Source organism: Actinoalloteichus hoggarensis, assembly GCF_002234535.1.
Lineage (GTDB): Bacteria > Actinomycetota > Actinomycetes > Mycobacteriales > Pseudonocardiaceae > Actinoalloteichus_A > Actinoalloteichus_A hoggarensis.
Window position 1 is genome coordinate 6,134,773 of record NZ_CP022521.1, and the last position, 20,076, is coordinate 6,154,848.

16 protein-coding genes are annotated in these 20,076 nt (G+C 70.6%); 8 read left to right on the plus strand and 8 right to left on the minus strand.

Features of this window, described 5'->3' with window-relative positions:
- Window positions 1-37 precede the first annotated feature (37 nt).
- The 4 genes from AHOG_RS26120 (at window position 38) to AHOG_RS26135 (ending at window position 5,229) form a co-directional block, all read left to right on the plus strand.
- Complete coding sequence (locus AHOG_RS26120; RefSeq protein WP_093944825.1) at window positions 38-2,860, plus strand: FtsK/SpoIIIE domain-containing protein; 2,823 nt, start codon at window positions 38-40, stop codon at window positions 2,858-2,860.
- Window positions 2,861-2,862: 2 nt separating this feature from the next.
- Window positions 2,863-3,252 (plus strand): hypothetical protein, encoded by a 390-nt coding sequence (locus tag AHOG_RS26125; RefSeq protein ID WP_093943685.1) that lies wholly within the window; start codon window positions 2,863-2,865, stop codon window positions 3,250-3,252.
- Between the two features lie 69 nt (window positions 3,253-3,321).
- Window positions 3,322-4,119, plus strand: coding sequence for a GNAT family N-acetyltransferase (locus tag AHOG_RS26130; protein ID WP_157737051.1), 798 nt, complete (start codon window positions 3,322-3,324; stop codon window positions 4,117-4,119).
- A gap of 99 nt (window positions 4,120-4,218) precedes the next feature.
- Window positions 4,219-5,229: an NADP-dependent oxidoreductase gene (locus tag AHOG_RS26135; protein ID WP_093944826.1), complete on the plus strand. Its 1,011-nt coding sequence runs from the start codon at window positions 4,219-4,221 to the stop codon at window positions 5,227-5,229.
- Window positions 5,230-5,588: 359 nt separating this feature from the next.
- On the opposite strand, the gene AHOG_RS26140 is transcribed toward AHOG_RS26135, so the two are convergent.
- On the minus strand, window positions 5,589-5,774 hold the full coding sequence (locus AHOG_RS26140) for a hypothetical protein (RefSeq protein WP_157737052.1): 186 nt from the start codon (window positions 5,772-5,774) through the stop codon (window positions 5,589-5,591).
- A gap of 174 nt (window positions 5,775-5,948) precedes the next feature.
- Between AHOG_RS26140 and AHOG_RS26145 the strand changes: the two genes are divergently transcribed.
- The 4 genes from AHOG_RS26145 to AHOG_RS26160 are packed head-to-tail and all read left to right on the plus strand — an operon-like array spanning window position 5,949 to window position 9,107.
- The gene (locus tag AHOG_RS26145; RefSeq protein WP_093943688.1) at window positions 5,949-6,221 is read left to right on the plus strand and encodes a helix-turn-helix transcriptional regulator; all 273 of its coding nucleotides are present in this window, start codon (window positions 5,949-5,951) and stop codon (window positions 6,219-6,221) included.
- Entirely contained in the window at window positions 6,218-6,982 is a 765-nt protein-coding gene (locus AHOG_RS26150; RefSeq protein WP_093943689.1) for a hypothetical protein, read from the plus strand. Before AHOG_RS26145 ends, AHOG_RS26150 begins: the two co-directional genes overlap by 4 nt.
- Complete coding sequence (locus AHOG_RS26155; RefSeq protein WP_211290497.1) at window positions 6,979-7,890, plus strand: ABC transporter ATP-binding protein; 912 nt, start codon at window positions 6,979-6,981, stop codon at window positions 7,888-7,890. The genes AHOG_RS26150 and AHOG_RS26155 overlap by 4 nt, the downstream gene beginning before the upstream one ends.
- Window positions 7,887-9,107 (plus strand): ABC transporter permease, encoded by a 1,221-nt coding sequence (locus AHOG_RS26160; protein ID WP_093943690.1) that lies wholly within the window; start codon window positions 7,887-7,889, stop codon window positions 9,105-9,107. Before AHOG_RS26155 ends, AHOG_RS26160 begins: the two co-directional genes overlap by 4 nt.
- A gap of 151 nt (window positions 9,108-9,258) precedes the next feature.
- On the opposite strand, the gene AHOG_RS26165 is transcribed toward AHOG_RS26160, so the two are convergent.
- The 7 genes from AHOG_RS26165 to AHOG_RS30395 all read right to left on the minus strand — a co-directional run bounded on the left by AHOG_RS26165 (window position 9,259) and on the right by AHOG_RS30395 (window position 20,001).
- Complete coding sequence (locus tag AHOG_RS26165) at window positions 9,259-10,584, minus strand: cryptochrome/photolyase family protein (protein ID WP_245857089.1); 1,326 nt, start codon at window positions 10,582-10,584, stop codon at window positions 9,259-9,261.
- 224 nt (window positions 10,585-10,808) lie between these two features.
- Window positions 10,809-12,113, minus strand: coding sequence for a citrate synthase (locus AHOG_RS26170; RefSeq protein ID WP_093943692.1), 1,305 nt, complete (start codon window positions 12,111-12,113; stop codon window positions 10,809-10,811).
- Window positions 12,114-12,873: 760 nt separating this feature from the next.
- Window positions 12,874-13,944 carry a carbohydrate kinase family protein gene (locus tag AHOG_RS26175; protein WP_093943693.1) on the minus strand — a complete coding sequence of 357 codons (1,071 nt, stop codon included), beginning with the start codon at window positions 13,942-13,944 and terminating at the stop codon, window positions 12,874-12,876.
- Window positions 13,945-14,057: 113 nt separating this feature from the next.
- Window positions 14,058-15,275: an amidohydrolase gene (locus AHOG_RS26180; protein ID WP_093943694.1), complete on the minus strand. Its 1,218-nt coding sequence runs from the start codon at window positions 15,273-15,275 to the stop codon at window positions 14,058-14,060.
- Window positions 15,276-15,467: 192 nt separating this feature from the next.
- A complete protein-coding gene (locus tag AHOG_RS26185) occupies window positions 15,468-16,394 on the minus strand; it encodes an aldose 1-epimerase family protein (RefSeq protein WP_093943695.1) in 927 nt (308 codons plus the stop codon).
- Between the two features lie 148 nt (window positions 16,395-16,542).
- Entirely contained in the window at window positions 16,543-17,922 is a 1,380-nt protein-coding gene (locus AHOG_RS26190) for an APC family permease (protein WP_093944828.1), read from the minus strand.
- 159 nt (window positions 17,923-18,081) lie between these two features.
- Window positions 18,082-20,001, minus strand: coding sequence for an MFS transporter (locus AHOG_RS30395; protein WP_311770200.1), 1,920 nt, complete (start codon window positions 19,999-20,001; stop codon window positions 18,082-18,084).
- Window positions 20,002-20,076: the final 75 nt, after the last annotated feature.

Genomic DNA, 20,076 nt, shown 5'->3' on the forward strand with positions numbered 1-20,076 from the left:
CCGAGCCGATCAGGGAGAGGCGTCACGGGGTGTGCTGGTGAACAGGCGAGACGAGCGACGACGTCGCATCACGGAGTCCTTCGAGGAGTTTCGGCTGGCCGTGGCCCGCGCCCTGGGAGTCGCGGTCCGACAGCACACCACCGCCCAGCAGGTCCACGCCGAACGTGTCTTCGAGTTGTGGCTGCGGGACGCGGGGATCGACCGTGCGCTGGTCGACCCGGAGCTGGCCGTCGGACTGCGCAACCCCGCCCTCCAGAACGTGGTACGCCGAGCCTCGGAGGACCGAGACCGGCACTTCGCCGACTGGACCGGCACCGTGCCCGCCGAGCTGGCGGACCTGGTGGCCGCCTCCGCGCCGGGGTCCGCCTCCGCGCCGTATCCGGAGTGGCTGGGCTCGCCCGGCAGGCGGGACGGCAGCGCGGGCGACGGCGGCGTCCCCGAACTCTGGCGGGTCGGCACGGCGGTGATGGACAGTGCGCCGTCTCCAGAGCCGTTCCCGGTGGCGGTGCCGCTGCTGGACGGGGCGCACCTGCACATCACGTCGTCGCCCGCGTCTCGAGCCGATGCCGAGAATCTCGTCGAGACGCTCCTGCTGCGGGTACTCAGTCACTTCCAGCCCGGCCTGGTGCAGGTGCACGTGTGGGACGTCGGCGCGCTCACCGGCTCGCTGCCGGGCCTGTATCCCCTGACCAGGGCCGGCCTGCTCACCGTGCACGATCCGGCGCGGCTGCACGATCTGCTCGACGAGTTCGCCGAGCACATCCGCCGAATCCATACCAGCGTGCTCGTCGACGGCAGACGCTCGATCGGGGCGCTGCACTCGGAGACCGGCAGACGTCCGGAGCCGTGGCGGGTGGCGGTGCTCTTCGGCAATCGGAGCGCGCTGCGCGAGGAACACCAGCAGAAGTTGCAGCGCATCGCCCGCAACGGGCTGTCCTGCGGTGTGCAGCTCATCATCGTCGACCTGCCGATCACCGTGAACAGCGCCGTGGAGACGCTCCGACTGCACGACGATCAGACGGCACGATGCAGCATGACGGGGCCGCACGCCACGGTCTATCTCGACCCGCCCCTGCCCCGGGAGCTGGTGCCTCGAGCGTGCAACGCGATCGCCGACGAGCTGCTGACGCGACGGAGCCGGGTCTGCACCTTCGACGACCTGCTGCCCCACGAGCCGTGGACGTATCACTCCGCCACCGGACTGCAGACGCCGATCGGCTACGCCGACGGCGACCCGGTGTACGTGTCGCTCGGCGACGCCTCCCCGCACGCCCTCATCGGCGGGCCGAGCGGCTCCGGCAAGACGAACTTCCTCTACGCGATGCTGGGCGGCTTCGCCGCGCGCTACTCACCCCATGAGCTGGAGTTCTACCTCCTGGACTTCAAGGAGGGCGTGTCCTTCGCGCAGTTCGCCCCGGGACGCCGCGATCCGAGCTGGCTGCCGCACGCCCGGCTGGTGGGCGTCAACGTCAACGAGGACCGTGAGTTCGGCGTCGCGCTGCTGCGCTATCTCTCCGAGGAGATGCGGCGCAGAGCCGAGCGGGCCAAGCAACACGAGGTGACCAAGCTGGAGGAGCTGCGCGCCGAGGACCCCGCGGCCCGGCTGCCCCGGATCGTCGCGGTGATCGACGAGTTCCAGTATCTGTTCGCCGCCAGGGACGAGGTGACCAGCATGGCCGCCGCCCTGCTGGAGGACGTCGCCCGGCGGGGCCGGTCGCAGGGCATCCACCTGGTGCTGTCGAGCCAGGACGTCTCCGGCATCGAGGTGTTCTGGGGCAAGCCCGCGATCTTCGAGCAGTTCACGGTGCGCATCGCGCTGCCCAAGGCACGTCGGGTGCTCACCGAGGTCAACCAGGCCGCCATGGAGATCCCGCGCAGGCACGCCGTGATCAATCACGACTCGGGAGTGCCGCACGGCAACGAGGTGGCCCGCATCCCGGACTCCACGGCGCGCGGCACCGCCGATCGCCTACAGGCCGACCTGTGGCAGCGCAGGCCCCCCGAGCTGGCCGAGCCGCGGCTCTTCGACGGCAGCAACACCCCGTCGTTGCGAACCCTGCCCGACTTCGTCCGTCTGACGGTGTCCGCGACGGGGGCGCGACAGGATCCGGCGGCGCTGCTGGGCCAGATCATCGACATGGCGGGCAGCGGCGCGACGGTCCCGCTGGCGGCCAGTCCCGGCCGCAACATCGCGGTGCTGGGCTCCGTGCGGCGCGACGCGAGCGCGGTGCTCGTCTCGGCGGCGTTGTCCCTGGCCAGGCAGCACACCCCCGGCTCAGTGCGATTCACGGTGGCGCCGCTGGTGGAGGGCTCGGCGGAGGCGGCTCAAGGCTTGGTCACGGAGCTGCGCGGGCAGCACCACGAGGCCGAGATCAGGGAGCTGTCGCGGATTCGTGAACTGGTGGACGCCACCGCCGACGAGCTGAAGGCCAGGCTGTCCGACGCCCCGCCCGACGGGACCCGGACCGAGCCCCACTATCTCCTGCTGTTCGGCGTCGACTCGGCGCATCCGAGGCTGGAGGAGCGGGTGGGCGCCCGCACGGGCCTGGACACGCTCCGGCTGGTGCTCAAGCACGGGCCGGAACTCCAGACCCATGTGATCGGCTGGTGGCGCAGTACCGGCAGACTCAAGAGCGCACTGGCGATGGGCGGGCTGGAGGACATCGGGGCGTGGGTGGCGTTCGACGTGCACGGGCAGGAGCTCGGCAGTCTGGCCGCCAATCAGGTCATCACCTGGTCGCCCCGCCCGCGACGCGGACTGTTCTTCGACCGCTTTCATCATGCCCGGCCGCAGGTCGTCATTCCCTGCGACGCGGGTGACCCAGGACAGGCGGACTTCTCGCGGCGACCCACGGAGTGACGATGACTGAGTTCGGCTCGGCAGGCGAGCGGTACAAGGAGCTGTGCGGCACGGCCACCGGGGCCCTCGCGGCGATGCGGGCCCACGATCAGCGACTCGCCGCGGAGCTTCACGAGGCCGTGGCCGAGGCCAGAGACGACGTGCTTCGCGCCGCCGAACGTGAGAGGGTCACCCGGCTCGTCGTGCGGCTGCGGTGGGAGGCGGCGGTGGAGGCCCTGTGGGATCAGCGCTGGCTGACCATGACGCCGCTGCCCAGGCCGGCGGCGGTGGCGCTGGCCTACGACCTCGACGAGTGCGAACTCGACATCGACCGCGCATTCGATCGACTGGACGAGGCGCTGCGCCGCAGAGGTCTGCTCGACCTGCCGATGCTGTCCCGTCGTCGGTCCTGACCTTCCAGGGCGTGTGGCCTTGCACCCAACCTCTAGAGCGGAAAGCCCCCACAGCGGATGATCCGGCGCGTGCACGAACTGTTCGGCCCCGACGAGGTGGCCGCCTCGATCGACAGCCTGCTGGTCCAGTGGGCCTCGCAGGTGTTGCTGCCGACCCATCCGTACGGCAGAGGCCGGGCCTACCGACTCGGCGACGCGGTGGCCGTCGTGGCGCCGCGGCTGAATCGGGACGACCGCATCGTGGTGGACGGGCCGGAACGCGACGTCGCGGAGCTGCTCATCGCCGCCTGGGAGCGGCACGGACCCGACTACCGGCCCCTGCTGTGGACCGACCTCGCCGACGCGCCGCTGCTCGCGGGCTTCCGGGGAGCCGGGCGTGCCGACTTCGGCTGGATGGAGCTGAGCAGGCCGGGGACACCGGTGGAGACGCATCGGGCGCGGTGGCTGCGGGACGACGAGATCGATGAGGCGGACGCGCTGATCCGACTGAGCAATCCCGATGCCTTCGTGCTGCCCTCGGGGCCGGAGCGGAGCCGCTGGGCGGGCTGGCACAACACGAAGGGCCAGCTGGTGTCGGTCGGCGGCACGGCGTGGAGCGGTCCGGCGGTCGGATTCCTCGGCGGCGTCGCGACCGCGCCGCATTATCGGGGCCGGGGCGCGTCCACGGCGGTGTGCGGGTTCATCCGCGACTCGCTGATCAGTGAGTACGGCCACGCCACGCTGATGGTCGACCAGCAGAACATGGCGGCCATCCGCGTCTATCGACGGCTCGGCTTCGACTATCGCCGGGTCACCGCCTTATGGGCGGTCGCGACGCGGGCGCGGCCCTCGCCGGAGAAGACGGCCGACCACGCCCGGCAGGGGTGATCCGACCGGCCGTCCCGGCCCGGTCGGCGTCGGCGCCCCGCCGTCCTGCGTCGCGCCGTTCCCGTCACATCGATTCCGTCGAACGTGAAGGAGCTGGTCATGGTGACACCGTCGAACTCCAGGGAGATCAGGTTGGCGGCGCGGCCCGTCGGCTGGCCGGTGGCGACCGATTTCGAGCTCGTCGAGGTGCCGATGCCCGCCCCCGGACCGGGGCAGGTGTTGATCCGTAACCTGGCGATGAGCGTGGACCCGGCCATGCGCGGCCGGATGAGCGACGCCGAGTCCTACGCGCCGCCGTTCGAGATCGGGGCGCCGATGCAGGGACTGGCCGTCGGCGAGGTGGTGATGTCGGACATCGAGTCGGTGCGGACCGGCGACCTCGTGGTGCACGGCCTCGGCTGGCGGGAGTACGCGGCCGTCGACGCCCGGCACACGATGCGGATCGATCCCGATCTCGCGCCGCCGACCGCCTACCTCGGCGTGCTGGGCATGCCGGGTCTGACCGCCTACGCGGGGCTGCTGGAGGTGGCGGCGCTGGCGGAGGGCGACGTCGTCTTCGTGTCCGGCGCGGCGGGGGCCGTCGGCTCCGTGGCGGGTCAGGTGGCTCGACTCAAGGGCGCGGCCAGGGTCGTCGGCAGCGCGGGCTCGCCGGCGAAGGTCCGGTATCTGACCGAGGAACTCGGCTTCGACGCCGCCTTCGACTACAAGGACGGGCCGGTGGCCGAGCAGTTGCGTGCCGCCGCGCCCGACGGCATCGACGTGTACTTCGACAACGTGGGCGGGGAGCACCTGGAAGCTGCCGTCGGCGCGCTGCGGCTGCACGGACGCATCGCGATGTGCGGCGGGATCTCCGGGTACAACGCGACCGAGCCCGCGCCGGGGCCGCGCAATCTGATGCGCTTCGTCACGCATCGACTGACCATGCGCGGTTTCCTGGTCAGCGATCATGCCGCGCTGCGATCCGAGTTCCTGCGCGAGGTGGGCGGCTGGGTGCGCGACGGCAGCCTGCGTTACCGGGAGACGGTCGTCGAGGGCCTGGAGAACGCCCCTGACGCGCTCATCGGCATGATGCGCGGGGAGAACGTGGGCAAGATGGTCGTCACCCTCTGACGGCCCGCTCGGGCGCAGGCGCGGGGGCGGGGACGCGGGCCCTGGAGGAATGCCGGGCCCGGACGGCGTGTCCGGCGCCTGCCTGCGAACCGAGTCGAGCCTGCCGCGGGGGTCCGGAGACTCGGCGGCCCCACCGTGTCTCCAAGGCTCGTCCGCCCTCCCGCCTGTGTGGTCCGGCATGGGCCTGCCGTGCGGTCCGCGCCGGCCGGGGCAGCGCACCGGGTAGGCCGCACACCGGGCGGCCGTCTCCACCGCGTGCGGGAGCGCCCGTGCGGTCTCGCGGCCGGGCCCGGAGCATGCTCACGGGTGGCTCCGGCTCCGAGCGAGGCGATCGAGGGGTCCCGCCAGGCGGGACGGGCTCACTCGTCGTCCGAGTCAGTCGCGGGTTCGGGCGCCCGGACGTGCCAGCCGTCGTCGTAGTGCGGGCAGCGGCGGGCCGACAGGCAGCCGGCCGCGGCCCGCACCAGTCGCCGGGCGATGTCCTCATCGAGCAGGGCCTGATGCGAGCAGGGTTCGCACCGAGCCGCCTCGCTGTACAACGCCATCCCGCTCTCCTCCCTGCCGTGCCGTCCGGGCATGTCCGCCCATCGGCCGCCACGGGCGCCGATCGTAGCCAGTCGATCACCTGTTGAGACGAGTTCGCGACTCGCCACGGTCGTTCGGCCGTCAAATATGAAGCCTTTTTGACTTCTCGTTGGGTTTTTGCAACATTACGTTGCGTGAGCCCAGTCCGTCGGGGGAAAGACCTGCCGATCTTCAATCGGATACAGGTGCTGCGGACGGAACGCGGGCTGTCGAGAGTGGCATTGGCGAAGGAGGTCGAGGTGAATCCCCAGACGATCGGCGCGCTAGAGCGCGGCGATCACTATCCGAGCCTCGACCTCGCCCTGCGGATCTGCGAGGTCTTCGGACTGCCCGTCGAGGCGGTCTTCAGCCGGACGCCGTTCACACCGTTGTCCGAGGAGCTCTACGGCAGACGGGGCGGATCGTGAGAAGACCCGCGGAACTGCGACGGCGCTACCACGAGATCCGTGTCGCCGCGCATCGACGCCGCCTGGAGCGGCTGGGCCGCACCCTGCCAGGCTGGCGCGACCGGGCTCACCGCAGGCCGCTGGCGGTCGCCTGCGGAGCGACCGCGCTCGCAGGTGCCGTCGTCGCCGTGGCCTCGGGCGGCGAGCCCGGCTCGCATCAGCTGCTGTGGCTTGCCCTCGTCCTGCTCTGGGTCGTTCAGTGGATCGTGCTCCGCGTCGTCACCAGCGGCATCTCGGAATCCAGCAGCCTGGTGCTCGACGAACGGGAGAAGGCCCTGCGGGACAGGACCACCCGGTACGGCTTCATCACGGCGATGACGCTCAACGGGGCGATCTGCGGGGCGCTGGGCTCGCTGGACGGCAGAGAGGTCACCGCGGCACACCTGGCAGCGGTGATCGCCTCGGTGACCCTGCTCAGCAGTACCGTCCCCGTCGGCGTGCTGGCCTGGACCCTGCCCGACGACGACCCGGCCGACCTGCTCGACGAGGTCGACACGGCCCCCGGAGTCGCGGCGACTGCGAGGGATGTCACGCCTGAGCCGACGACCACGTCGTCAATACTCCCTTCGAGGGACACACCGACCACACAGACTGTCCCCACCAGCGAGAATCCCCCGAGAGCCGACGACGGGGCCGCTCGCATCGGGAACACCGCGTCGCCCCCTGCGGCGACGCCTGAGAGAGACAACCGCACGACGCCAGATGGGGGAGGACGACGGTGACTGAAGCCACCTTAGAGATCGACCGGCTCAGCAAGCGCTATGGCGAACTCGTCGCGCTGAACGAGATGACCTTCGACGTCCGCTCCGGCGAGCTCTTCGGGTTCGTCGGCAGCAACGGCGCGGGCAAGACGACCACCATGCGCATCGCGATGGGCGTGCTGGCCACCGACTCCGGCGAGGTCCGCTGGCAGGGCCGCCCGGTCGACTTCGACACCCGACGCAAGATCGGCTACATGCCGTCCGAGCGCGGGCTCTACCCGAAGATGAAGGTGCACGACCAGCTCGTGTACCTGGGTGAGCTGCACGGCATGGTCGCCGCCGACGCCCGCCGGGCCGCCGACGAGTGGACCGAACGACTCGGCCTGGCCGAGCGCCGTAAGGACGAGGTGCAGAAGCTCAGCCTCGGCAACCAGCAGCGCGTGCAGCTCGCCGCCGCGCTGATCCACGATCCCGAGGTGCTCATCCTGGACGAGCCGTTCTCGGGGCTGGACCCGATGGCCGTCGACGTGATGAGCAGCGTGCTGCGGGAGAAGGCCTCGGCAGGAGCGCCGGTGATCTTCTCGAGTCATCAGCTCGAACTCGTCGAACGGTTCTGCGACCGCGTCGGAATCATCCGATCGGGCGAGATGGTGGCCTGCGGCACGGTCGACGAGCTGCGCGGTGACGCGGCCCTGCGCATTCGGATCGACGTTCCCTCCGCCCAGCCGGGATGGAACGACGCGATCGCGGGCGTGCGTCTCATCGAGCAGACCGGTTCCGTTCACGTGGTAGAGCTGTCGCCCGGCGTCGACGACCAGCGGCTGCTCGCCGCGGCGTTGGCGACCGGCCCGGTCCGGGAGTTCTCCCCCCACCGCCCCGCGCTCACCGAACTGTTCCGCAACGTCGTCAGTCAGGAGGTGGCGCAGTGAGCGCCCCGACTTCCTCCCGCAGCCGGGCGGTCAGCCCCATCAAGGCGATCATGCTGGTCGCCAAGCGGGAGATCGACACCCGGCTCAAGTCGAAGAGCTTCGTCTTCGGCACGCTCGGCCTCGTCGCGGCCATCGCGCTCTACATCGCCATGATGACCTTCATCGGCGGCCGCGACAGCTCGACGTCCATCGGGCTCACCGGCGAGATGACCTCCATCTCGGCGGAGCTGTCCGCGTCGGGCGAGGCGCTCGGCGAGGAGCTGGTCGTCAGCGAGGTGTCCGACGTCGCCGCCGGCGAGCGGCAGGTCCGCGACGAGGAGCTGGACGTCCTGGTCGGCGGCACGCCCGCCGCACCGCAGGTGACGGTCAAGACCGACCTCTCCGACACCGTCGAGGTCCTGTTGTCCGGCATCGCTCAGCAGGCGGCGCTGAATGCCCAGCTGACCGCGGGCGGTCTCGATCCCGCACAGGTCCAGCAGGACGTCGCGGCGGCGGCGCAGGTTCAGATCACGAACCTCGAAGAGGCGAACCCGCAGCAGGCCGAACAGCTCTTCATCGGCATCGCCACCTGCTTCCTGCTCTACATGTCGATGATGATGTACGGCTCCTACGTGGCGCAGGGCGTCGTGGAGGAGAAGTCGAGCCGGGTGGTCGAACTGCTGCTCGCCACGATCCGGCCCTACCAGCTGATGCTCGGCAAGGTCATCGGCATCGGGGCGGTCGGACTCGTCCAGCTGTTGTCCATCGCGGTGATCGGCGTCGGCGGCGCCGTGGCGGCCGGACTGCTGACGGTGCCGACAGCCGCGCTGAGCGCCACGCTCTCCGGCCTGCTGTGGTATCTGCTCGGCTTCTTCCTGCTGGCCACGCTCGCCGCGGCCTCCGGGTCGCTGGTCTCCCGGCAGGAGGATGTGCAGTCGGTGATGACGCCGATGATGATGCTCGTCCTCATCCCGTTCATCCTGACCTTCACCCTGCTGGTCGGGGACCCGGAGAACGAGACGGGCGAGTTGCTGTCGATGCTCCCGTTCTTCTCGCCGTTCATGATGCCGGTGCGGATCGCGACCTCGGTGGTGCCGATCTGGCAGATCGGGGTGGCCGTCGTCGTCAGCCTCGCGGCGGCGGCGGCGCTGCTGGCGCTGGCCTCGCGGGTCTACTCCAACGCCGTGCTGCGCACCGGCAGCCGGGTGAAGCTGAAGGACGCGCTCACCAAGGCCTGATCCGATCGCTGGACGCTCGGCCCGCTCCCGCTCGGGGGCGGGCCGAGTCGTCCGCCAGACCGGGTCATCGCCGAGGCCAGGTCGGCACCCGAGCCGCATCGTCGCCTGAACCGCGTCGACACCCCGACCGCGGCCGCCCGAATCGGCGTCCTCAGCGGCCGCTGATCTCGCCGTAGCGCCGTAGCGCCTCCTGCCGCTCCTCGGCATGGTCGACCATCGGCTCCGGATAGTCCTCGGGCACCCCGTCCTTCGCCTTCCAGGGCTCGTGCACCGCCTTGCCCTCGATCGTCCGCAACTCGGGGACGTACCGCCGCACGTAGTCGCCGTCCGGATCGAAGCGCCTGCCCTGTGTCACGGGATTGAACACCCGGAAGTACGGCGCCGCGTCGGTGCCGCTGCCCGCGACCCACTGCCAGTTGTGCTGATTCGACGCCAGATCACCGTCCACCAGGGCCGACATGAAATGCCGGGCACCCCACCACCAGGGCAGGTGCAGGTCCTTGACGAGGAAGCTGGCCACGATCATCCGCACGCGGTTGTGCATCCAGCCCTCGCGCGCCAGCTGCCGCATCCCGGCGTCGACGAAGGGGAAGCCGGTCTGCCCGGCCTGCCATCGCGCCAAGCGCTCGTACGCGCCCGCTCCCGTGTCGTGGGTCATCCCGTCGAAGCGCCGATCGAGGTTGCGCCGCGCCGACTCCGGCCGATGCCACAGCACGTCGGCGAGGAAGTCCCGCCACGCCAGCTCCCGCCGGAAGGCATTCGCGCCCTCGCCCTGATCACCCGCCAGATCGGCCAGCAGCGTGCGGGGATGCAGGCAGCCCCAGTGCAGGTAGACCGACAGCCTGCTGGTGCCGTCCAGCGCGGGCCGATCCCGCTTCCGGTCGTACTCGGCCAGTCCGTCGGTGCGGAAGTCCGCCCAGCGGTCCAGCCCGGCCCGCTCCCCGGCCGCGGGCAGCCGGGTCTCACCGAGATCGTCGTCGGCGGGAACGGGCACCGAGGCGGGTCCGCCGCGCACCGCGTCGGGGTCGACCCAGGCGATCTCGGCGGGATCGCTCGCCGACGGCTGGCGCCATCCGTGGTCACCCCAGACGCGGCGGAACGGGGTGAAGACCCGATAGGGAGTGCCGTCCGGCTTGCGCACCCGGCCGGGCGAGACGGCGTAGGGGGTTCCGGTGCCGATCAGCTCCACACCCTGATCGGCGAGTAGTCGGCACACCGCATCGTCCCGACGCCGTCCGTACGGTCCGGTGTCGGTGGTGACGTGCACGGTGGAGGCCGACACCGCCCGCGCCACCGAGGGAACCGCCTCGACGGGGTCGCCGCGCACGATCAACAGGCGGCCGTCGAGCTGTTCGGACAGCGCCCGCAGGCAGCGGAAGAGGAAGGTGCGTCGCGGGGCGCCCGCCGGGCCGAGCAGCCGGTCGTCGAGGACGAACAGGGCCAGGACCCGGTCCGCCCGCTCTCCCGCCGCCGCCATCGCGGGGTGGTCTCCGCAGCGCAGGTCGCGCCGGAACCACAACACGCTCGTCTCGTTCCCGGCCACGATCGCTGACGCTAGCGGCAGGCAGGCCCGTGCGCAGCGGGCCGCATGCCCGGCGGGACGAGACGCGACCGTCCGGGTAGTCGGTCGGCGTGCGGCGCGAACCCGGACACGCGCGAGGGGCGCCCCGTTCGGGGCGCCCCTCGTGACAGTGCGGCGGATCAGCGCTCGTCGAGCGGGATGAAGTCCCGGTTGGTCGCGCCGGTGTACACCTGGCGAGGCCTGCCGATCTTGCGCGTCGGGTCCTCGATCATCTCGCGCCACTGCGCGATCCAGCCGGGCAGCCTGCCCAGCGCGAACAGGACGGTGAACATCCGGGTCGGGAAGCCCATCGCCTTGTAGATGAGGCCGGTGTAGAAGTCGACGTTCGGGTAGAGCCTGCGCTCGACGAAGTAGTCGTCGGACAGCGCCCGCTCCTCCAGCTTCAACGCGATGTCGAGCAGTGGATCGTCGACGCCGAGCCTGCCGAGCACCTCGTCCGCCGTCTTCTTGACGATGGCGGCGCGCGGGTCGTAGTTCTTGTAGACCCGGTGGCCGAAGCCCATCAGCTTGACGCCGTCGGCCTTGTTCTTGACCTTGTCCACGAAGCTCTCGACGTTGCCGCCGTCGGCCCGGATGCCGTCGAGCATCTCCAGGACGGCCTGGTTGGCCCCGCCGTGCAGCGGGCCGAACAGGGCGTTGATGCCCGCCGAGACGCTGGCGAACAGGTTCGCCTCGGAGGAGCCGACCATGCGCACGGTCGCCGTCGAGCAGTTCTGCTCGTGGTCGGCATGCAGGATGAACAGCAGGTCTAGGGCGCGGATGAGCGCCGGGTCGACCTCGTAGGGCTCGGCGGGCAGCCCGAAGGTCATCCGCAGGAAGTTCTCCACCAGCCCGTGTGAGTTGTCCGGGTACAGGAACGGCTGGCCCACGGACTTCTTGTAGGCGTAGGCCGCGATGGTGGGGAGCTTGGCCATCAGGCGGATGGTCGACATCTCGACCTGATGAGGGTCGAGCGGGTTGAGACTGTCCTGGTAGAACGTGGACAGCGCCGAGACCGCCGAGGAGAGCACCGGCATGGGGTGCGCATCCCGGGGGAACCCGTCGAAGAACCGTTTCAGGTCCTCGTGCAGCAGCGTGTGCCGCTGGATCTTGTCGGAGAATTCGTCGAGCTGGGCCTGGGTGGGCAGTTCACCGTAGATCAGCAGGTAGCTGACCTCGATGAAGTTCGACCGCTGCGCGAGTTGCTCGATCGGATATCCGCGGTAGCGGAGGATGCCTGCGTCGCCATCGATGTAGGTGATGGAGGAGGAGCAGGCCGCGGTGTTGACGAAGCCCGAGTCGAGCGTCACCAACCCCGTCTTCGCGAGCAACTTGCCGAGATCGATACCAGACGCCCCGTCGGTGGCGGGCACGACTGACATCTCATGGTCGCCGCCCTCGTGGCGCAGCGCGACGGAACGGTGAGAATTCGCGTCGTCGGGCATACTGGTCCCTCTCAACACTCGGACGAGACAACGCTCACCGTGCTGGTCGCACTACGCCACCGCAAGCCGAATCGGCTGCCCACAGCTGAAACGTCAGCACCGCCTCGTCGGGGTCCTGTCTCTCGCCACGCTAGTCCCCTGAATGGCCCTCGCCTACCCATCGCGTTAGCCGGCAGGCCCAGTTGGGATCACAATCACAGATTCGGGGGAGGCTCAGCTCACAATTCGGCCCGCAGGCGCACCCTCGGCCGTCCGCGCGGGCTTGGGCGAGCGGGCTCGGATGCGACGGATGGTTGCGCTACGGAGTCGTCGACTACTCCATCCGAAGGACGGCGGGGGCGGTCGAACGGCCGACCTCGACCCGGGAACGGCGCGCGGTGTCGACGGCGCCCATGAGAGGCACATCGGAGCGCAATGAGACGGACATCACACACAGTGATCAGTCTTGGCCGCTGGGCCGTCCGGGGTAGCACCACCGCACGGCGATCGAAAGTATAAATTCTTCATGTTTCGACCGGTCTCGGCCACCTCGCCATGACGATCTCTTCGCATTCGACGCCTGGAGACGATAAAGAAACCGCCGAACGTCGGCACTGATCGAGGACACGGAAAGTGACAATTCTCGATGTCCTCGATCAGAAGATGTCGGCGGCGGGGCGAATAGTCGACATCATCAGTCACCGAGGGCCCCGAAAACGCCCGTCCGAGCCGTCCGGTCGCCTGCGGGCGAATATCCGACGGCGACGAGGGGCATTCCGATTCAGCCCGGAGTGGTCGGGGGACTCCCGGCCGTGGACCACCCCGGCAGCTCGGCGGCCCACGGCGGCTCGGCGCCCGGCCGGGAACAGGTCAGTGCCGAGGCGGCCGCGGCGAACGACAGACAATCGGCCCAGTCCCCCTCGCCCAGATCCGCGAGGGCGGTCGGCGTCACGACGCCACGCCGATGCAGCCACGCCAGCACCGCGCCGGAGACGGTGTCCCCCGCACCGATGGTGTCCGCGACCACGACCGGGACACCGGGCACCTCGACGAGGCGTCCGCCGGCGAGCAGGACCACCAGGCCGTCGGCGCCCCTGGTGAGGATCACCGCCGAGGGCCCGGCCTCCTGCCAGCGGCGCGCCGCCGCGAGCACCCGAGGGTCCAGGCCTGCAGGCTCCTCCTCGGCCGCCGCGGCTCCCGCGGCCTGTCCGCGCCGCTCAGCGGGGTCGCCGGGTGCGGCGGTCTCGAGGGCGGCCAGCCAGGCGGCGTCGTCGTCGGAGAGCTTGAGCACGCCGACGTCGGGAAGCCAGGACAGGAATCGGCTGCGATACGCCTCGGCGTCCGGGATGAGCGCCGCCCGGATGTTCGGGTCGAGCAGCGTCAGGGTTCCGCGGCGCGCCGCACGGCGCAGCAGCGACTCGTATCGGCTCGCCCCCGGCTCCAAGACCATGCCCAGCGTCCCGAGGCAGACCGCGCTCACCTCGGCGGGCAGGGCGTCGGGCTCCTCGACCAGCCGATCGGCGGTCGCGGCGACGTGAAAGGTGTACCGGGCGGAGCCGCCGTCATCGAGGTCGACGACGGCGAGGCTGGTGGGCTCCGGCCCTCGCTGCACCAACGACACGTCCACCTCGGACGCCGCGAGCCGGGCAAGCAGGGCGTGCCCGAAGGCGTCGGTGGAGACCCGGGAGAGGAAGCCCGTCGGAACGCCCAGCCTGCCCGCCGCCATCGCCACGTTGAACGGGCCGCCCCCGAGCCGGGGGGACAGCGAAGCGAGGTCGTCGGCGCCGGATCGCCGTCGGGTCGACCGCTCCGGAACGAGGTCGACCAGCGCTTCGCCGCCCACCAGGATCATCCGTACTCCTCATCCACGAGATCGCCGCCGCGATCGGCGTCGCCCTGACCTACCAGACACGAGGCCGCATCGGCAAGGCCGTCCGCCGCGACCAGAGGAGCCCGTCCGAGGCCTCAGCCCTCGCGGTAGAACGGATCGGCGATCGTCTGCTCTCTGGTGTCCTCGTCGTAGGTCAGGACCTCCCGTCCGTCGACGAAGACCCGCAGCGCGCGGCTCATCACGTCCAGCGGATCCCCGGACCACAGGACGACGTCGCCGTCCAGTCCGGGCGTCAGCGAGCCGACCCGGTCGTCCAGCCCCAGGATGCGGGCCGGATTGATCGTGAGGGATCGCAGTGCCGCCGCCGGATCCAGACCCTCCTTGACCGCCAGCGTCGCCTGGTGGACCAGGAAGTTGATCGGGATGACGGGGTGATCGGTGGTGATCGCGATCTCCACGCCCGCGCGGTCGAGGATGCCCGGATTGCGCAGATGGCGCTGTCGCACCTCCACCTTGGACCGGGTGGTGAACAACGGGCCGATGATGACCGGGATCTGCTTCTCGGCGAGCAGGTCGGCGACCAGATGTCCCTCGGTGCCGTGGTTGATCACCAGGCGGTAGCCGAACTCCTCGGCGAGCCGAATCGCCGTGGCGATGTCGTCGGCCCGGTGCGTGTGCTGGCACCAGGGCAGTTCCCGGTCCAGGACCTTCACCAGGACCTCCATCGTCGCGTCCCGCTCGAAGGGCTTGCCCTCCTGCCGGGTGTGCTCCCGACGCTCCCGGTAGTCCTGCGCCTTCAGGAAGGCGTCCCGGATGATCGCGGCCACGCCGAGGCGGGTGGAAGGCGTCTTCTTCTGCTCCCCGTATACCCGCTTCGGGTTCTCGCCGAGCGCGCTCTTCACGCTGACCGGCTGCCGGACGAGCATCTCGTCGACGGTGCGGCCCCAGTTCTTCACCGCGACGGTCTGGCCGCCGATGGGATTGCCGGAGCCCGGCTTGATCACCGAGGAGGTGACGCCGCCCTCCAACGCGTCATGGAAGCCGATGTCGGCGGCGTTGATGGCGTCCAGCGCCCGGAAGCGGGCGCCGTTCGGGTCGGTCATCTCATTGGTGTCCTGCCCCGCCCAGCCCTCGCCCTCCTCGTGGACTCCGATGTGCCCGTGGGACTCGACGAAGCCGGGCAGCACCCACTGGCCGCTCGCGTCCACCGTGCGAATGCCGTCGGGCACGGTGATCTCGTCGGGCGAGCCGACCGCCACGATCTTCCCGGCCTGGATCAGCACGGCGCCGCCCGAGATCGGCTCGCGGTCGACCGGGACCACGTATCCGCCTGTGATGAGGACATCTGTCATGGTTAGCAACGCTAACGTCTTCGATCGGCCACGGCAATGCGGGCCTCCGAGCGCCACCGCGCCCGGCGTGCACGGGTTCCGACCGACGAGGGACCCGCCCGAGCGTCCACCACGCGACGCACCCCGCGGCCGGACACCGCCTGCCGCCACCGGCCACGTTTCCGGCGGCGGCAAGCCCGGCGGCGCCCGCGATCACACCGGGCGCACACCCCAGCTGCCCCGCCAGCTCTCGCCCGGCTCCAGCCAGATCAGGTCGACGCCCGAGTTCAGCGCGTCAGGCGGGCAGGTCATCGCCTCGATCGCCACCGCCGGGCCGTTGCCCCCGAGATCCTCCGGAGTGAACACCTGCACCCACTTGAACACCGGCTCGGCCCATACCTCGACTCCGGAGCCGTCCGGGCCGAGCAGACGGTGCCGGACCAGGCCGGACTCGTCCGGCATGCAGCCGCCGAAGGCGGTGTCCAGCGTGACCCCGCGCAGCAGCCTCCCGGCGCGGAAGTCGAAGTCCGTCCCGTCGACCGGCTCGGCGGGCCCGGTCGGCAGCAGCCGCTCGTCGACGGGCAGGACGGTGGCGGCGGGCAGCGTCAACGTGCAGTCGAGCGTCGGCGTGTTCCCCGCCCTCGGGAACGGATGCGAGGCGACACCGAACGGACTGCGACGATCGCCGACGTTGGTCGCGGTGTGGGTGATCGTGAGTCCGTCCGCACCTACCTCGTAGACGACCGCCACCCGCAGCGGCACCGGCCAGCCCGCCTGCGCGTTGACCCAGGCGGCGAGTTCGATCCGGGTCTCCTGCCGCTCGACGACCTCCCAGGAGGCCTGCCGGAGCAGACCGTGGATCGCGTTGTGCCGGGCGGGCTCGGTCAGCGCGAGCTGCTGCGGCTCGCCGTCGAGGGTCCATCGGCCGTCGGCGACTCGGTTCGGCCACGGAGCCAGCAACGTGCCCGCGCCGAACGGCGGCAGCTGATGCGTCGGGAAGGAGTGCAGGTAGGCGATACCGTCGACCTCGAACTCGCGCAGGCCCGCGCCGACCTCCGTGGCGACCGCGCGGACCGTGCCGTGACGGATCTCGTACTGCTCGCCGGTGACGGGTCGGACGGCCTGGTCAGTGGACGACATCGTCGTGATCTCCTCGGGAAGACTCGGGCCCGGCCGCGCCGGACATGCTGTCAAGATCAGGTTCGCGCCGATCGGCGATTCACGCCGGTCGAGGGCCGCAGGACGACCAGACGGAGGCGGCCCGTGCCGAGCAGGTCCCCGCCGGGGCTCAGTCGACCGGCCGCGAGCCCGCCGCCGGATCGATCGGAGCCCTGCCGACGATCATCCGGTTCAGCGCCCAGAACACCAAGCCGATCGCCAACAGGATGCCCGCGATGCCGTACTCCTCGGCAGGCCTGCCGGTGAGCGGACTGGCCAGCAGGAAGCAGGTGACGGCACCGAGGACCGGCATCGCCGTCGGGGCGCGGAAGTGTCGATGGTCGACCTCCTCGCGGCGCAGCACCAGCACCGCGATGTTGACCACCCCGAAGACCACCAGCAGCAGCAGGGACGTCGTGCCGCCCAGCAGGGCGATGTCCACCGTGCTCACCAGCACCACGGCCACCATGCTGGTGAACACGATCGCCACCCACGGGGTGCGACGCACCGGAAGCACCCGGCCGAACTGACGCGGGATGATCCGCTCCCTCGCCATTCCGTAGAGCAGCCTGCTCGCCATCATCATGTTCATCAACGCCGAGTTGGAGACCGCGCAGATCGCGATGGCGGAGAACAGGATCAGCGGGAAGCCCGGCGCACCGATCCGCACCACCTCCAGCAGCGGCCCGTCGGAGCCCGCGAGGACGTCGGTCTCGACGAGCAGGGACGACGTCAGGGCCACCAGCACGTAGATCAGCCCGGTGATGCTCAGGCCGAGCAACAGGCCGCGAGGGAAGATCTTCGAGGGCTCATGGCATTCCTCGGCCATGTTCACCGAGTCCTCGAAGCCCACGAGGGCGAAGAAGGCCAGCGCCGTCGCGGACGTCACCGCCAGCAGCGTGCCGTGTTCGGCGTTGAACTCCAGCAGCCTGCTCGGATCGCCCGCCCCGTTGAGGACCGCGCCCACGCCGATGGCGATCACGATGAGCAATCCGAGCAGTTCGATCACCGTGAGCACGACGTTGGCGATGAGCGATTCCGTGACGCCGCGCAGGTTCACCAGGGCCAGCAGCGCGATGAACACGATCGCGACCAGCAGCGCGGGCACCGTCACGAACTCCTGGAGGTAGTCGCCGCTGACCGCGCGAGCCGCCGAGGACGCCGAGGTGATGCCGGAGCACATCACCGCGAAGGCGATCATGAAGGTGAAGAAGGGACTCCGGAACGCCCGATTCGTGTACAGCGCCGCCCCTGCGGCACGCGGGTACTTGCCGACGAGCTCCACATAACTGAACGCGGTGAGGAACGCGATCCCGAAGGCGATCAGGAACGGCACCCACAGCGCACCGCCCACCACGCCCGCCACTCGGCCGCTGACGGCGTAGATGCCGGTGCCCAGGATGTTGCCGATCACGAACAGCAGCAGCAGCCGGGGCCCCATCACCCTTTTCAGCGTGGGCTCGTCCGAAGCAGGTCGTACCGGCGATTCCCCGCTGGTCCCGTTCACCATGACCATGGAGTGTGCCGCGCAGGCGACGATCCGGGTAGCGGCCGGTGCGGATGAGACCCGTCTGCCGGAACGGACTGTGCCGACCATCCCGGAAAGGGTGAGTCGAACGGCGGAGAACGGCGGACATCACCGCCGAGCCTCACCCGTTCAGCGCAAAACTCACCTGAAAGTGCCGTCGCCGTCCTGCTGTCGTTCTCCCGTTCCGACATTCCGGGCGGATATGTCCGATTCGCCGTCCGAGGACATCGTCTCGGCGCGGGCGAGACCGGTGGCCGCGATCGGGGGATGCAGAACGGCGCGGTGCACGATTTCGGCGTCGCCGCCCTCGGTGTCGGCGATTCCAGCGTCGGCGATCCCGGAGTCGGCGATCCCGCAGTCCGAGGCTCCGAAGTCCACGACGCCGGGGCCGCCGTCCCCGGGGCGTACGAGATACGGTTCGACTGCCGTGTCCTCGACTCCCGCACCGGTGGGGGCGGCTCGCCGCGCGGCCTCGGGCGGCACGGAGTTCGACGGCGCGCCGTCCGAGCTCATCCCGTCGCAGGTCGCCCCGTCCGAGGTCGTCCCATCCGAGGTCGCCCCGTCCGAGGCCGCGGCATCCGGCGCCGACCTGGCAGGGTCCGAACCGACAGGGTCCGACACGGCGCCCTGTGCCTCGGCGGTCGCCGCGTCCGGCACCGCCGCCGTCCCCCCGGCTGTCGTCGGCGAGCCGACATCGGGGAGACCCGCCTCATCCGAGCCCGACTCCGGCCCCGGCCCCCTCGCCGTCGTGTCCTCGTCGAGGGGCGGCCGGTACCGCCAGACCGCGGGCATCAGCAACGCGCCCACGATCGTCAGCACCACCACCAGCACGCCGCCGCCCGCCGTGGCGGCCGCGGTGCCGACCGACGCTCCCGCGGCGCCGTGCACCACGTCGGCCAGTCGCGGGCCGCCCGCCACCACCACGAGGAACACGCCCTGAGTCCGGCCTCGCATGTCGTCGGTGGCGACCGTCTGCAACAACGCGCCCCGATAGATCGTGCCCACCAGGTCGGCCGCACCACCGACCGCCAGGAACAGCACGGCAAGCCACAACGAGTCGGCGAGCCCGAAGCCGACGACGGCGACCCCCCAGCACAGGCCGGCGATCACCAGCCCGGCGCCCTGCCGTCGTATCCGGGTCACCCAGCCGGAGAAGAGACCGAACAGGAGGCCGCCGAGCGGCAGGGCGGCATACAACAGGCCCAGCGCCGGGCCGCCGCCGGGCGGGTCCCCGAAGGTCCGTTCGGCCATCTCCGGGAACAACGCCCTCGGCAGCCCGAACACCATGGCGATCACGTCGAGGAGGAGGACCGCGACCAGGACGGTATGTGTCCGCATGTAGCGCATGCCGTCGAGGACCGACCGAAGCCCGGGCCGTCTCGGCGCGGAGGCCGACGGCGGCATCGCGGGCAGCCGCCACACCGCCGCGAGCGCCACCAGCAGCAGGAGGGCGTCGACCAGGTACAGCGTGGAGAGGCCTACGAAGGGCAGCAGGATGCCCGCGAGCAGCGGGCCCACCACGGCCCCGAGCTGCGCGACGGTCGCCGTCAACGCCTGCGCCGCCGGGAGCTGTGCGGTGGAGACCAGCCGCGCCACCGATGCCGTCCTGGCGGGCATGTTCACCGCGAAGAACGACTGTTGCAGGGCGTACAGCAGCAGAACCGTCCACACCGAGTCGGTGTTCACGGCGGCCGCGGCCCACAACATCAGCCCCGTGGCCGCGATGCCGAGATTGGTGACGATCATCAGCTTGCGGCGGTCGACGGTGTCGGCGATCGCGCCGCCCCACAGCCCGAAGACGAGCAGCGGGACCAGGCCGAACAGGCCGGTCAGGCCGACCCAGCCCGACGAGCCGGTGATGTCGAAGATCTGCTTGGGCACCGCCACGGCGGCGAACTGCGAACCGACGGCGGTGACCACGGTCGACGTCCAGAGCCGTCGGAAGGGCGCGATCCGCAGCGGCTCCGTGTCCAGCATCAGCCTGCCGAGCCTGCCGCGCCGCCGACGAGACGGTGTGGGCGACGTCGATGCCTCGTCGTCGTCCCGTGCCTGCCCACTCACCACCGCAGCCTAATGCCCTTAGCGATGCGAAGGACTACTGGCAGGACCGCCGCGCACACGACGACCTACGGGTTC

Excerpts from the sequence above, each read along its gene's own strand:
- AHOG_RS26125 (WP_093943685.1), top strand. The coding sequence starts at position 2,863 with ATGACTGAGTTCGGCTCGGCAGGCGAGCGGTACAAGGAGCTGTGCGGC.
- AHOG_RS26135 (WP_093944826.1), top strand. The coding sequence starts at position 4,219 with ATGGTGACACCGTCGAACTCCAGGGAGATCAGGTTGGCGGCGCGGCCC.
- AHOG_RS26140 (WP_157737052.1), bottom strand. The coding sequence starts at position 5,774 with ATGGCGTTGTACAGCGAGGCGGCTCGGTGCGAACCCTGCTCGCATCAG.
- AHOG_RS26165 (WP_245857089.1), bottom strand. The coding sequence starts at position 10,584 with ATGGCGGCGGCGGGAGAGCGGGCGGACCGGGTCCTGGCCCTGTTCGTC.
- AHOG_RS26170 (WP_093943692.1), bottom strand. The coding sequence starts at position 12,113 with ATGCCCGACGACGCGAATTCTCACCGTTCCGTCGCGCTGCGCCACGAG.
- AHOG_RS26175 (WP_093943693.1), bottom strand. The coding sequence starts at position 13,944 with ATGATCCTGGTGGGCGGCGAAGCGCTGGTCGACCTCGTTCCGGAGCGG.
- AHOG_RS26180 (WP_093943694.1), bottom strand. The coding sequence starts at position 15,275 with ATGACAGATGTCCTCATCACAGGCGGATACGTGGTCCCGGTCGACCGC.
- AHOG_RS26185 (WP_093943695.1), bottom strand. The coding sequence starts at position 16,394 with ATGTCGTCCACTGACCAGGCCGTCCGACCCGTCACCGGCGAGCAGTAC.
- AHOG_RS26190 (WP_093944828.1), bottom strand. The coding sequence starts at position 17,922 with ATGGTGAACGGGACCAGCGGGGAATCGCCGGTACGACCTGCTTCGGAC.